This is a genomic window from Streptomyces sp. NPDC001852, from assembly GCF_042891825.1.
Classification (GTDB): Bacteria; Actinomycetota; Actinomycetes; order Streptomycetales; family Streptomycetaceae; genus Streptomyces.
The window spans coordinates 48,457-62,581 of record NZ_JBIATN010000039.1; the positions used below are offsets into that span (position 1 = coordinate 48,457).

A 14,125-nucleotide genomic window follows, 5' to 3' on the forward strand; every position below is an offset into this window, starting at 1 on the left:
GGCCGAGTCGGTCCTCTGTGTCCCGTGCCCAGATCGCGAGCTGGGTCACCAAGCAGTCGGGCGACAGTCACTGACCAATCCCCCAGGTGGGCACACTGCCGGGCCTCGGGACAGCCGCATCGGTCCGCTGCGAGCACGATGCGGCCATGACTTCCTCAACTTCTGAACAGAGCGCGCCGAAGAGGGTGCTCGTGACCGGCGGAGCTGGCGAGATGGGCGCGTATGCCTGCGGCGTGCTCGCCAAGGCCGACGAGATCGCCAAGGTGGTCGTCGCCGATCGCGACGAGGAGAAAGCGACCAAGCTGGCCGCCGGCCTCGGCCCGAAGGCCACCCCGCTGGCCCTCGACATCTCGGACTCAGAGGCGCTGGCGAGAGCGCTGGCCGACGTCGACATCGTGCTCAACTGCGCGGGCCCGTTCTACCGCTTCGGTCGCGAGGTCCTCAGCGCCGCCATCGCGGCCGGCACCGACTACCTCGACATCTGCGACGACTGGGAGCCCACCCTGGAGATGCTCGAGCTGGACGACGCCGCGCGTGCGGCCGGCGTCACGGCCGTGATCGGCATGGGCGCCAGCCCGGGCACCAGCAACCTGCTCGCCGTCCTGGCGATGGACGAGTGCGACGCCGTCGACCGGGTCTACACGTCGTGGCGTGCCTCCGCGGCCCATTTCCCCCGACCCACCGCCGACCAGGAGTTCCCTGAGGCGACCGCTGCCATCGAGCACTGGGTGCACAACTGCACCGAGCCGATCAAGATCTGGCGCGACGGTGGCCTTGTCGACGCGCACGCCCTCGAAGAGCTGACGCTCGCCTACCCCGGGTGGGGCGAGGACGCGGTCTGGGTGTGCGGCCACCCCGAGCCGCTCACCCTTCCGAGGATCCGGCCCGAGGTACGGGAGTCGCTCAACGTGATGAGCGCCCGCCGCGGACTCATGAACGGCATCAGCGGCATCGCCGAGCGCGTCCGCGCCGGAGAGCTGAACGTCCGCCAGGCTTCCGACGAGCTCCTTCGTCAGCCGAACCTCAGCGGCAAGGCCGCCGGCCGGTCGCCGAGCCTGCCCAGCAACATCTTCGCCATCGCGGAGGGCACCAAGGACGGAACCCGCGTCCGCGTCGGCGCGCAGGCCCTGGTGCAGCCGGAGGGCAACATGGGCGAGATGACCGGGATCCCGCTGGCCGTGGCGACGCTGATGGCGGCCCGCGGCCAGGTGAGCAAGCCGGGCGTCCACGGACCCGAGGGCGCCATCGACCCGAAGATCTTCTTCAACGACCTGGCGCAGTTCGCCGACGAGCCTCCCGCGCCCGGCGTCGCGGTGTACGAGGTCGTCACGGACGTCCTCGACAGCTGACGGCGCGCCGCCCAACAGACTCCCAACCACCAAGGAAGGCAGGGCGCCGGAACACGACGGCCGCCTGCCTGGCCGCCATGCTCGCCGGGCCTGCGCCGGCCGGGCGCCGGTTCGTGGCCACAGCTATGGCGCTGATGGTCGGCAACCGCCGTGGCCGCCCTCGTCCACCGCCTTGCCCGTCGCCCCGTGACGACCGCGCTGGTCGTCGACTCGACGGATCGCGATCGTCCAGCCTTCCGGCCTCAGCCCGCAGACCACTTTCGCCGGGCGCCGCATGTCCGACCTGGTCTACTGAGCGAGAGCTTGGTGGCTACTGGCGACAGCGCTGGGCGCGCGCACTCCTCCCGACGGTTGTACGACCGGCACGCTCAGCCGTCGCAACCAGACCTGCGTCGCCTGGAAAGTGATCCCAGACATAGGTCACCTGGGTGGGACCGGGCAGCAAACCACGCCGGTGGTCCGGTGGTGCGGCACCGTGACCAGCGCTCGAGCGAACGTGCTCGCGCGCACGACGGAACTCAGCGACATGAATCGGAGCAGGTGGCCACGTGGACGAAGCAGGCGGATCTTCCCTCACCTACCTCTCGGGCAGTGGGTGGGTCGACAGGCCGACGACGCTCGAGCCGGCCCTGACCGGCGACGTGGAGTGCGACGTCGCTGTGATCGGCGGCGGACTCGGCGGGATGGCGGCCGCGCTACGGCTCGCGGAGCTCGGCCGGGACGTCGTACTCGTCGAGGCCGACCTCTGTGGCTGGGGAGCCAGCGCCCGCAACGCCGGCTACATCACACCGACCCTCGGCAACGACCCCCGCATCCTCAACCGCTTCTACGGCGACCGGGTGCGCGGGCTCTACAAGTTCGCCAGTAATGCGGTGGACTTCACGGAGGATCTCGTCACCAGGCATGGGATCGACTGCGGCTACCAGCCGACCGGCAACATCGCGGCCGCGCCGACCGCCGCCGCGTTCCGGCGCATGCTGGCGAACGGCAGGCCGGGCCGCCGATCGGTGGTGGGCGACGCCGCACAGCTCGGCATCCCGCCGACCTTCCCGGGCGGTATCCACATCAAGGTCGGCGGCATCCTGAACCCGGGGCAGCTGGCGCTCGGTGTCCGCGAGGTGGTTCGCACTTCGGCCGTGCGCGTGTTCGAGCAGAGTCCGGTCACCGGCGTCGTCGACACCGGTGACTCCGTGAGGGTCGAGCTGTCCGGAGGCCGGATCCGGGCCCGCCAGGCGATCCTGACCACCAACGCCTTCACCAACGAGTTGCCGATCGCGCCGCGCAACGTCAGCACTCCGGTCTGGGTGACGGCGGTCGAGACCGAGCCGGTCTCCGCCGAGATGCTGGACGCTGCCGGTTGGACGAGTCGCACCCCCATGACGACGAACCATTTCGTGATGCAGAGCTTCCGGCCAACGAACCGCGGCACCATCGTCTACTCCACGCGCTGCCTGCAGACGGCCCGTCGGCCGCGGGCGGACCGAATGCCCGACCAGGCGGTGGTCGACGACCTGGTGCGTGGTTTCCGGGAGCGCTTCCCCACGTTGACCGACGTCGCCCCGGCTCGCGCTTGGGGCGGTTGGATCGGGCTCACGCCGTCCAACATGGCGGTCGTAGGACGGGCAACACGCCGCGTCTACTACTCGATGGCCTGCAACGGGCACGGGCTGCCCCAGGCCCCGTACCTCGGCACCCTGCTCGCCGACCACCTCGTTGAGAAGGGCATGCACGACGACCTGGCCGCCGTCTGGCGAGAGTCACGACGGTTCGCTCCGGGCATCGTGAACCCGGTGACGCTGCGCCTGGGTTGGCTCGCCGACCGCCTGAGCGACCGAATCGGCTGCCTCCGCCGATGACGCCGGCCTCCCCCGGCCGGGCGTCGCTCGCGGTCGCTCGGCCAGCGTACGTCGACGCATGCAGGAACGTGCCAGGCATCGAAGAGGCCGTGAACCACATGTTGATCCGAAGAGGAGCCTGACCACCCATGTCTGACACCAAGCCGCCCCTGGGCACTGTGATCATTGTCGGCGGCGCCGGCGCGATGGGGCGCTGGGCCGTCCGAGGGATCGCCGAACTCGGCACGGCCAAGAAGGTGCTGATCGCCGACATCGACGTGTCACGCGCCCAGCAGCTCGCCGATGAGGTCGGCGGTCCATGCGTCCCCGTGCGCCTCGACGCCACGGACCCGGCAGCGCTGCGGCAGGCGTTCGTCGAGTGCGACGTCGTCCTCAACACCATGGGCCCGTTCTCGAAGTTCGCCAGGCCCATAGTGGAGGCCGCCATCGACTGCGGCTGCGACTACCTGGACATCGACGACGATTGGGAGTCCACGGTCGAGGCGTTCGAGTTCGACGCCCAGGCTCGTGACAAGGGCCTCCGCGTCGTGAAGGGCATCGGCGGCAGCCCGGGCATCTCCAACTTGGCGGCAACACTGGTCGCCCGGCGGCTCGACAAGGTCACCGAGATCTTCACCGGATGGTCGATGCGTGGCGCGGTGCTGGAGGACGAGCCGGCGTACCCCTCGACCGGTGGTGCCGGGGCGGCCGTCGAGCACTGGCTGATCCAGATCAGCGGCTCGATCCGCGCCTACCGCGACGGCGCCGAGAAGGACATCGAACCCCTCACTCCCGTCGAGCTCCTGTACCCAGGCAAAGGGCAGGTCCGGGCCTATACCGTCGGGCACCCCGAGGCGATCACCCTGCCGCGCTGCTTCCCGACCGTCGTCAGCTCGACCAACCTCACGTCCGGTCCGGCGTGGGTCTTCGACCACGCGCGCAGGGTCGCGGCCGACTACGACGCCGGGCGGGTGACCCTTGCCGAGGGCGCCGGCCGCCTCGAGGACATGCCCGCTCCCCCGGCCGACGCGCCGCGGACTCGCGACCGGCTCGCCCAGGTCTGGGCCATGGCGCGCGGCGAGCGCGACGGGGAGCCGCTCGCGATCTCGGTCGAGCCGGCGTCGATGCCGCCGGGCAAGATGGGCGGCGGCACCGGCGCGGCGCTGGCGGTGGGACTCGAGCTGTTGCGCCAGGGCCGCATTACCGAGCCCGGCGTGCACGCCCCGGAGGGCGTCATCGACCCCCACGACTTCTTCTCGGTGTTCCTGGGGTTCGTCGAGCCGGCCGTCGCGTCGGTGGAGGATCTCCTGATCATCCACGAAGGGCCGGTCGGCTGATCGACGACCGCGGTGACGCCAGCGCGCGCCGATGTCACCTCGCCACAGAGGCCCACCGCCACCGGCGGTGGGCCTCTCCCGCGTCGGTCATAGTGGCGAGGAGCGCGGGGACAGCGAGCAGGGCCGCGGCTCCCGAGCCGGGCTGATCCCCCAACCGGGCGCGATGACCCTCGGGAGACCGGCGCGGCACCGTGCGGTTGGCGAACATCTGGGCATGACGATTCAGAAGATCAACCCGGACACGATCGCGCCACCGCACGGCCACACGCAGGTGATCGTCGCGACCGGCAGCAAGCACGTCTACATCTCGGGGCAGATCGCCATCGACGTCGACGAGAAGCTGCTCGGCGAAGGGGACTACGAGACGCAGGGCTACCACACGGTGAAGAACGCCTACGCGGCCATCGCTGCGTCGGGCGCCAATCCGAAGGATGTGGTTCGGATGATGGTGTACGTCGTCGATCCGACCCAGGAGAACCTCGAGAAGCTCTACGGCGGGCTGGCCAGGGCCACCTCCGAGGCCGGCGGCAGCACCACCGCCATGACCTTGATAGGCGTCGTCGGCCTGTCCACGCCCGGCGCCTTGGTCGAGGCGGACATGACCGCCATCACCGACTGATGAATGGCAGAGGCCCGGCCGTACGACACCGAAGGTCCCCTGATTCCGGCTCATGCCGAGGGAGGTGTCTGCGGCGGGGTCCTGCCAGTCCTCAGAGACCCTTCGGCCCCCACGGGGACCGCGCTTATGAAAGCCAGCCCAGCTGACCCGAGGGCGACCGGATACTGGGCGCGCCTTCTTCACGTAGGCGAGGGAGGGGACAACCACCAGTCGCGTTCTCTACGCGGCCCCATCCTGACGATGCGCACGCAGCACGTCGTGCCGCGACCCAGTGGGCGCAGGACGTCCTCGTTGATCCGGACACCGTCATCCTGGCCGTCAGCGCCCTCGGATCGCCCGCGCCAACCACACCCCCGCTCGAACGAGCCACGCCCTACGAGATAGCCCTGACCTCCGCCCATGGCCAAAAGAGGTGGCACCAACTCATCAATCCGGGCTGGGAGACGAAGTACCTCCAGCACATCCGCCTGGATGGTGTCGGGCCGATTGACCTCGAAGCGGCTCCTGCCTTTCGGGAAGTCAGTGACACTCTGTTCCGCAAGCTGAAAGGCAAGCGGGTCGTTTCCTATGGAAGAAACCTGCAGTACGCCGCGGTCTACACAGCAGCGGAGTACGCCTGGGCAGGAGATAGCCTGCCCATTGGCACCATGTGGCCTGACACCGCGACCACCCTGAAGAGACTGGGTCAAAGCCGCTGGGAGTGTGCCCGCCTGCGCCACGCCGAGTTCGCGAATGAATGGGACTCTGAATGCGGGCACTTCGCTTTGCCGACCGATAGGCCAACTGCCCATGCACTTGAGCGTTGCCGAGTGACTGCTGACCTTCTGCACCACATGGCTAGCCCTGCCCTGCGCTACGCGGAACTCAACGCACAAGCGGAGCGCGCGGTACTCGAAGGCAAGAGCCACCGTCGGCGGCCCGCGCCCAGGGAGCGGCTGAGCCGCATCGCTGCTTCACGCCAGGCAGTTCTCGAACGCAGCGGACGCCTGTGAAAACCCCCTCTGCCCTGATCCCCGTCACATCCCAGCCCTCAGCCGAAACGGCACCTATCTGCTGGAAGTGGATCACATTGATGATCACGCGAAGGGCGGCGAAGACCTGCCCCGGGCAATGATCGCTCTGTGTCCCAACTGCCATGCGCTTAAGACTCGTGGCACTGTCACCGACGATTTCCGCCAACTATTGCGCGTCACTGCCCTCACCAAGCACCGGCAACTGCTCGCCGACGCTTGAACTGTGGACTGACACATGGCGGCGCGACTCGATGCGCGACGTAGTCTCTGTTGCCAGCGGTGGTGGTGATCCTGGAGCCAAGCAACTGTCCAGGCTGCGCACTGAGCCGACCCGCGCAGCCAGACGATCCGGTCATTCATGCTCCACCCACGCCTGGCCGGGGCGCGCCATGAGCGGCACGGATCCCTACGAACGATCGGGTGCAATCGCAACGTAGGTGCACCATGAGAGCGTCACAGCGACACGGACCGCATGAGGCGCCGACTGCATCGTGCGCGCCAGCGCGGCCGACCCCCCCGAAGATGCCGCACCGGAGCGCTCCGGTGCGGCATCGTCGTCTCACGGCCACGCAGAAGCCCCGGCGGGATAGTTCCCGACTGGGCTTCGCAGTCCGCGACGCCCCTATAACAGGGGGACGCTGGATACCGTCCTGACCAGCTTGAAGACCTCTCGGGCGGCATATCGCTTGAGGCATCGGATGATCTCGCGTCGGGTCTTGCCCTCCTGGGTGCGGCGTTCGTAGTACGCCTGGGTGCGCGGATCGTGGCGCAGGCGGGTGAACACGATGCGGTGCAGGGCGGCGTTCGCCCGGCGGTCGCCGCCGTAGTTGAGCCGGCGCGTGCTCCGACGGCCCGACGAATACTCGACGGGGCTGACTCCGCAAAGGGCAGCAAAGGATGCCTCAGTGTTCAGCCGCTCGGGGTTGTCTCCCATGGTGATCAGCAAGGTGACTGCGCTGTCCGGGCCGATGCCCACCGGTACGAGTAGCTGTGGGGCGTGGTGTTCGACGAGCCGGGTCAGGCGTTGGTTCAGCTCATTGATCTGCCCGGTGAGCTGTTCGATACGCTCCGCGAGCATTCTCAGGGTCATGTGGGTGGCCTGGGCCACCGCGTTCTCTCCGTCGCCTGGCCCGAGGCGTGCGCAGGTGCAGAACAGCTCGCGGTTGCCCAGGCTGGACAGTCGTTCCCGCAGTGCGGGATCGGCGATGACCAGAACGGCTTTGAGCTGGTTGATCGCCTGAGTACGGGCCTTGACCGCGGAGTCCTTGGCGAGCTTGAAGATCCGGGCGCTGTGCACCGGACCGTCGCCGGACTTGGCCCGGGCCCGGGCGCGGCCACTGAGCACGGCTCGCGCGGCGGCCTGAGCGTCGAGCGGGTCCGACTTCCCGAGCAGCCGGCGGGCCGTGCGGTCGGGCCGGTTTACTTCGAACACCTGGATCTGCTGGGTCAGCAGGTAGCGGGAGAGGCCCGCGCCGAAGGTGCCGGTGCCCTCCACACCGGCCCGGTGCACCGTACCCCGCTTGCGGGCCCACACGAGCAACTGTCGGTAGCCGGCCGCCGTCGCGGGAAAGGACTCCGTTCCCAGGATCTTCCCGAGCGGGGAGATCACGGCGGCGACATGCACCTCGTCGTGCGTGTCCACGCCCAGGACGACCTCGCGCCGAACGGGCGGATCCGTGCTCGAGGAGGTGCTGTGCTGTCGGGTCGTCATGATGGTTCGCCTCCGACGTGGTGACGTGCTGGCTGGGGTGGATGGCACCGGCCTGCTCGGGCGGTCTGAACCGTGATGGCGCCTGAAGATCGGCAAGGCCCCTATTGGGACACGCCCTGTGGCTCGGTACCAGCAGTCGCCATCCCGCAACGACAGTCGACAAGCCTGTGACTGGACACTTCGGTCATAGATCTCATGAGTCAGACCCCCGTCCGGGACGGCACTGCGCCACCGTCCCATCGATTCCGGCACAACGGCGTGACTCGATCACTGCCGGATGGCTTCGAACGAACCGGCGCTCAACCTGGCCTGGACCGGCTGACAGTACGTTGACTCTTCGTCCACTCGTGACCGACCTTGACGGGCAGCCGTGTGGTCCGCCATCCCGGCAGTCCTTCGTCGGCCATGGCAGGAACGCCCTCAGACCCTCCCTTGTAAGCCACTGGCCGCAAATCCTGTAGGCACTGCGCGAGATCCTCGCCGGCTTCCCCTCGACTCGGCCACGAGGTGGATGCCTAGGCGGTCCCGGCCGAACTTCACGACGAGTGGCCGGTCTTCGATACCTCTCCGAAGGCTCCATGGCTGACTCCTCAATCCGAAACCCACTGAGGACGGTGGACCGTGCGATGAGGCAACGCTCAGGACCTGGCAAGTCGCCTCATCACCACGGCTGCGGCCACTGCGGCGAAGAGCAGGGCCGCACGGGGCGACCGTGGACGTCATCGGCGTGGAACCCCGTCAGATCCTCTGCTGTCCCGGTTCGCCCCACCACCACGCCTCGGTCGTCCAGCACCGCGACTGCCGGCCGTCCAGGGCGGACATCCCGGCCGGGACCGGCACCAAAGACAACTCATAGCTGCTTGGGAGGCGCCTACCGAGTCGGCGTCTTCACCATTCACTGGGTGATCCATAACGCTGGCTTCCTGGTAAGAGCCCTGCGGCTACGAGAGACCGACACGCGCGGACGACCCCTGTCGCGCGCGGCTCGCCGACGGGTCACAGGGCATCGGCCCTGGCGGGCAGGTCCTGTTCGGCCCAGACGACCTTGCCGTCCATTGCGCAGCGGGAGCCCCACCGGCGCGAGAGCTGGGCGACCAGGTGGAGGCCGCGGCCGTGCTCGTCGAGATCGCCGGGATGGCGGGAGCGCGGCTGGCCGGTGTGGCTGTCGAAGACCTCGCACGTCAGCACCTGGTGCTGGATGAGCCGTAGGCGGCTGGGTCCGCCGCCGTGGCGGATGGCATTGGTGACCAGTTCGCTGACGATCGACTCCACGGGCGTCACGAGCGGCTCCAGCCCCCATTCCCTGAGCTGACGGGCGGCCAGGTGCCGGGCTGTTGTGACGGTGACCGGTTCGTTCGGCAGGTCCCAGGAGGCGACCTGGGTGGGCTCGAGCGCGCGGGTCCGGGCAAGGAGCAAGGTGACATCGTCGGCCGGCGTGTGACTCCGCAAGGTCTCCATCACTCGCGAGCACATGTCCTCCGGGGATGCGCCCGGCTGTGCCAGGGCGGCGCTCAGGCGGCGCAGGCCGGCGTCGATGTCCTCGTCCCGGGACTCGACCAGCCCGTCGGAGTAGAGGGCGAGCACGCTTCCTTCGGGCAGTTCCAGTTCCACGGACTCGAAGGGGACCAGGCCGAGGCCGAGTCCGAGCGGGGCTCCGGCGGGCAGGTCGGGGACGGTGACCCGGCCCTGTGCGCCGACGATCAGGGGCGGCGGATGCCCGGCCCGCGCCATGGTGCACCGCCGGGTGACCGGATCGTAGACGGCGTACAGACAGGTGGCGCCCACCACCGCGGGGGCCTGGTCGGTGTCGTCGGTGTCCTCGTCGTTCAGCCGCCGGACCGTGTCGTCGAGGTGCGTCAGCAGTTCGTCCGGGGGCAGGTCGAGGTCCGCGAGCGTGCGCACGGCGGTGCGCAGCCTGCCCATGGTCGCCGCGGCGTTGATGCCGTGTCCCACCACATCGCCGACGACCAGGGCCACCCGGGCACCTGACAGCTCGATCACGTCGAACCAGTCACCGCCCACGCCGTGGTCCATGTCCGCCGGCACATAGCGCGAGGCAACCTCGACGGCGGCACCGCCCTGCACACGATGGGGCAGCAGGTCGCGTTGCAGCGTGAGGGCCGCGGTGCGCTCGCGCGCATACTGCAGGGCGTTGTCCAGGCTGAGCGCGGTCCGAGTGACGAGTTCCTCGGCGAGGAGCAGGTCGTCCTCCTGGAACGGCGTCTGTTCCTCGGAGCGGCCGAACAGCGCCAGTCCCAGCACGCAGCGCCGCGCACGGATGGGCACGACCATCAACGAGTGGACGCCGCTGTCCCGCACCTTCTGCGCCCGCACCGGGTCGTGGTCGACCCACGGACCGGCCTGGGTGTCGAGCACCGGCTCCAGGTGAGACCTGCCCGTGCGCAGGGCGACGGCGAACGATGAGCTCGGGTGGGCGTGGATCACCTCTTCCCGGACCCATGGCAACTCCAGGAGGCCCAGTTCGATGGAGGCCACCCCGGCACGGCGCAGCAGCGGCGGGCGGCCGCTCGTCGTGCCGATCCGTGCCGAGGGTTCCACGCCAAAGGGAACCGACTCGACCAGATCGACGAGGGCGTGGTCGGCCAGCAGGGGCACGGCGAGCTCGGCCAGTTCCTGCCCGGTCTGCATGACGTCGAGGGTGCTGCCGATGCGCGTACTCGCCTCGCTGAGGATGGCCAGGCGTTCGCGCGCCCGCCGGTTCCCGGTGACATCCACGGTCATGGAGCACACTCCCAGGGGCGTGCCGTCCGCGTCCTGGAGGCAGAAGAACGAGGCCGAGAACGCATGTTCACGGCGCCCGTCCGACAGCGGCCACGCCCGGTATTCGTGGACCATGGTGGTACCGCTCTGCAGCACCTGCTGCATCACCACCTCGAGCGCTTCGGCCTCCACGGCGGGCAGCGAGTCCTTCAGACGGCGTCCGAAGCGCCGGTCACGGGGAATGCCGTCGTGGCGCTCCATGGCGTCGTTCACCCAGATACAGCGCAACTGTGGGTCATACACCACGATGCCGATCGGTGCATGGGCGAGGAGCGACTCCCGCACCGGTCCGTTGGCAGGCTCCGAGGACAGGGCGCCTATGTCGGTCACGGATACCAGCCACCGGGTGCCGGCGTCCTGTCCCCACAACAGCGAGACCCGCAGCGACATCTTGAGCGTGTGGCCGTCGCGGTGGCGGACCGCGGCGGTGCCGGACCAGCCACTTTGGGCACGGCGCTGCTCGGCGAACAGCGAAGCCATTCGGGCCTCCTCAGGGGGCGGTAGCACGTGCGCGGCGGCTCGGCCCACCACTTCCGCAGCCGAGTACCCGACAAGTCGCTCAGCGGCCTGCGTCCACGCCGCCACCGTCCCGTCCGCATTGATCACCGCTATCGCCGAGTCCGGTATCTCGCCGGGGCTCACCGGCTTGGCGAGTGACGTGTGGTCGGTATGCGTCATCGTGGTTGATCCCCTTCAGTTCGGAGGTGAGGGAGTGCCGGCATGTGGGCGCGGCCGCCCGGTCTGTAGCCGTGGTGGACGGTGATGGGGAGGAGGCGGAGACCCCGGGTGTAGCGGGAGCCTTGCGGTGCAGCGGGCGACCTCCGCCGCTGCCCTATGACCCGTAGCCCGACATCCGCCACCTTTGCACCATTTTGCCCACTTCTGATGAAATAGTCAGATACGACCGCTTCATCGTCAAGGCCCTCGAAACTGATCGTTCAATCAAATATGGCCATGCAGTGCGACGGGGGAGGCGAGGCAGCCTCTGTCGCCGCTGCAATCACTGACCCCTGGGCGGCGAAGTTGGGGTCCGGCGAGGTTCAGGCTGGACAATTCGCAGCGGCAGCGCGATGATGAATTCATCAGAACTGGTGACCTTGTGTGCGGTGTATGCCGATGTCAGCCTCCCCCAGGAATCGATTCGAACGCCGTCGGGCCGAGACCCGGCAGGCACTCGTCCGCGCCGCGCGGCAGCTCCTGGCCGATTCGGGCGATACGAGCGCCAGCATCCGGACCATCGCGGAGCTCGCCGACGTGGGCTTCGGCTCGTTCTACAACCACTTCACGTCCAAGCCGGACCTGTTCGACGCAGCCGTGGCCGATGCACTGGAGGAGTTCGCCCGAGCCGTTGACAAACATCTGTACGGCGTCGACGACCCCGCCGAGCGCCTCGCCGCCGGTATGCGGCTCAGCGCACGCATGGCCAGCTCACACCCGGAGATCATGCGGATTCTCTGCCACAGCGGGCTCGGCCGCATATGCGCCGGCTGCGGACTGGCTCCGCGCGCGAGACACGACGTGGAGCAGGGCATGACTTCTGGCCGCTTCACCGTGGTCGACCCGATGATCGCCTTGACCGTGCTGAACGGCAGCCTGCTGGCACTCCTGCAGCTCTGGTTCCATCAGCCCGAGGCCGACAGGGACCATGCAGCCGCAAAGATGGCCGAGACGCTCCTGCACATGCTTGGCGTCTCCGCGGACGAGGCCCGTGACCTCGCCCGGCGGCCCCTTCCCGCTGCGGCGTGAAGACGATGTGCTGTCTGCCGACGACGCGGCTTCACAGTTGGATGGACAGGGGGCGGGGGCCGCGGAGCATGGCGTTCTGGCGGTAGGGGGGTCCTCGACCAGGCGGGCGCTGCCGAGGTGGGGAAGCAGCGCGCTGAGCGCGATGTATGCCTCGATCCGGGCCAGGTCCGCCGTAGCAGAGGTGGATACCGCTGCCGAAGCCGAGGTGTTGGTTGTCTGGGCGGGTGGGTTCGAACCGGTCGGGCTCGTGGAACCGCATAGGGTCGCGGTTGCCTGAGGCCAGCACCAGAATGACGGACGCATGTTGCGGGATCTTGGTGCCGGCGACATCGATGTCGGCGTGCGGGATGCGCTCGCGCATGTGGACCGGGAGCTCGTTACGCAGCAGTTCCTCCACTGCTAGCGGCAGCAGTTCGGGGTCGCGGCGCAGCCGGTCCAGCTGCTCGGGATGCGGTGAAGCCCTCCTCGCGCAGCGCCTCCGCGGCTCTCAGCCCGGCCAGCGAGGCGCCGACGATGACGATACGGCCGTCTTTCAGGTCACCGGGCACCGGTGCTCACCTCTTCCCCGAGGAGGATCGCCTGCACCGGGCACGCCGCCGCGGCCTGGCGTACCCGCTCCATCTGGTCGTCCGGGACGGCAGTGGCGTACAGCAGCCCCTCCTCCCCGTGCAGCTCGAACACCTCCGGGGCGAGGAACACGCACTGTGCATAGCCCTGGCAGCGTGTGAGGTCGACAACGGTCCGCATCTCCACCACTTCTTCCTCCGCTGTCACACCCCCTCCTTTCCAGCGTGGGGCCAGAGCTGAGTGCCTGCATGCCTTGTGATGGAGAGCTGGTATTCGGGCCAGCAGGGTGAGGGGGAAGGAGACGAACTCCCGGCAACCACCTTCCAGTTGCTGAGATGCGTTCAGGAACATCCCTTCGGTCAGGTGGTCCGAGTGACCCGAGCCACTGTCACCACCTCCCTATTTCCATACGTCGTATGGTTATCCTGGCAGGGCGATTCCATACAACGTATGGAACTGCTGGCGGACAACGCCCACCCAACGCCAGGCGCCTCACATCGCCTGCAAAAGCAGCCGTTGGTGCAGATCGCACCAACCGGAAGGAAAGATCATGAAGAAGCTCACGAAGCGGATTGCTGTCGCCGTTTCCTCCGTGGCGGTCGCGGGTGTCGCCGTTGTCGGTGCCGGGGGCACCGCTTCGGCCGCGACTCCCGCCTCCGTGCACGTCCAGCGGTCGGCCGGGGTCAACCGCACCGACTACCGCTGGGACCACGGCGTGGGTTACCTGATCGAGCAGGGCTACCGCTGGGACGGAAAGCGTGGCTGGCACCACGACGATCATGTCGCCGGCTCCCTCTGGCACAGCCGCGACGGTCGCTGCTACCGCTGGGACGATGAGCGGCGCGAGTGGAAGTCCGACAGGTCCTACCGGCTCGACCGGAACCGCTACGAGAGCGACGGCCGGGGCTGGGACCACCATGACTGGAACCGCGGTGACCGGGACTACTTCGGCTGGGACCACTACGACCGGAACCACGGTGGCTGGGACTACTACGGATGGGACCACTACGACCGGAACCACGGTGACCGGTAGGACGGGTCCCGCCTGGGCCCCTGAGCGGAGGCTGTACCGCTCGCCTTGATGCCTGTCGGCGGCAGGGATGCGACCGCTGGTCACGGATCAGCGGTCCCCTGACCGCCGCCCGGGCGGGTGATCGAGCGAGGGCC

General features: G+C 68.6%; 11 protein-coding genes. 7 read left to right on the forward strand and 4 right to left on the reverse strand.

The features are described from left to right. Positions 1 to 146: 146 nt before the first annotated feature. The 5 genes from ACFYZB_RS41320 (at position 147) to ACFYZB_RS41340 (ending at position 6,373) form a co-directional block, all read left to right on the forward strand. Entirely contained in the window at positions 147 to 1,349 is a 1,203-nt protein-coding gene (locus ACFYZB_RS41320) for a saccharopine dehydrogenase family protein (protein WP_388767059.1), read from the forward strand. A 548-nt stretch (positions 1,350 to 1,897) separates the two neighbouring features. Then, on the forward strand, positions 1,898 to 3,205 hold the full coding sequence (locus ACFYZB_RS41325) for an NAD(P)/FAD-dependent oxidoreductase (RefSeq protein WP_388767060.1): 1,308 nt from the start codon (positions 1,898 to 1,900) through the stop codon (positions 3,203 to 3,205). A 128-nt stretch (positions 3,206 to 3,333) separates the two neighbouring features. Next, on the forward strand, positions 3,334 to 4,521 hold the full coding sequence (locus tag ACFYZB_RS41330) for a saccharopine dehydrogenase family protein (protein WP_388767061.1): 1,188 nt from the start codon (positions 3,334 to 3,336) through the stop codon (positions 4,519 to 4,521). A gap of 214 nt (positions 4,522 to 4,735) precedes the next feature. After that, complete coding sequence (locus ACFYZB_RS41335) at positions 4,736 to 5,140, forward strand: RidA family protein (RefSeq protein WP_158918976.1); 405 nt, start codon at positions 4,736 to 4,738, stop codon at positions 5,138 to 5,140. Between the two features lie 1,053 nt (positions 5,141 to 6,193). Further along, positions 6,194 to 6,373: an HNH endonuclease signature motif containing protein gene (locus ACFYZB_RS41340; protein ID WP_388767065.1), complete on the forward strand. Its 180-nt coding sequence runs from the start codon at positions 6,194 to 6,196 to the stop codon at positions 6,371 to 6,373. Positions 6,374 to 6,775: 402 nt separating this feature from the next. Here the strand turns inward: ACFYZB_RS41340 and ACFYZB_RS41345 are convergent, their stop codons facing one another. Both ACFYZB_RS41345 and ACFYZB_RS41350 read right to left on the reverse strand, forming a co-directional pair. Next, positions 6,776 to 7,864: an IS110 family transposase gene (locus ACFYZB_RS41345; protein ID WP_388767062.1), complete on the reverse strand. Its 1,089-nt coding sequence runs from the start codon at positions 7,862 to 7,864 to the stop codon at positions 6,776 to 6,778. A gap of 996 nt (positions 7,865 to 8,860) precedes the next feature. Further along, on the reverse strand, positions 8,861 to 11,323 hold the full coding sequence (locus ACFYZB_RS41350) for a SpoIIE family protein phosphatase (protein WP_388767063.1): 2,463 nt from the start codon (positions 11,321 to 11,323) through the stop codon (positions 8,861 to 8,863). Between the two features lie 432 nt (positions 11,324 to 11,755). Between ACFYZB_RS41350 and ACFYZB_RS41355 the strand changes: the two genes are divergently transcribed. Continuing rightward, positions 11,756 to 12,391, forward strand: coding sequence for a TetR/AcrR family transcriptional regulator (locus ACFYZB_RS41355; protein WP_055706088.1), 636 nt, complete (start codon positions 11,756 to 11,758; stop codon positions 12,389 to 12,391). Between the two features lie 31 nt (positions 12,392 to 12,422). Here ACFYZB_RS41355 and ACFYZB_RS41360 read toward each other — a convergent pair whose 3' ends face one another. After that, a complete protein-coding gene (locus ACFYZB_RS41360) occupies positions 12,423 to 12,830 on the reverse strand; it encodes a cytochrome P450 (protein ID WP_388767066.1) in 408 nt (135 codons plus the stop codon). Positions 12,831 to 12,928: 98 nt separating this feature from the next. Next, positions 12,929 to 13,138 carry a ferredoxin gene (locus ACFYZB_RS41365; RefSeq protein WP_365294421.1) on the reverse strand — a complete coding sequence of 70 codons (210 nt, stop codon included), beginning with the start codon at positions 13,136 to 13,138 and terminating at the stop codon, positions 12,929 to 12,931. Between the two features lie 370 nt (positions 13,139 to 13,508). Here ACFYZB_RS41365 and ACFYZB_RS41370 point away from each other — a divergent pair, with 370 nt between their 5' ends. Next, positions 13,509 to 13,991 carry a hypothetical protein gene (locus ACFYZB_RS41370; protein ID WP_388767064.1) on the forward strand — a complete coding sequence of 161 codons (483 nt, stop codon included), beginning with the start codon at positions 13,509 to 13,511 and terminating at the stop codon, positions 13,989 to 13,991. Positions 13,992 to 14,125 lie beyond the last annotated feature (134 nt).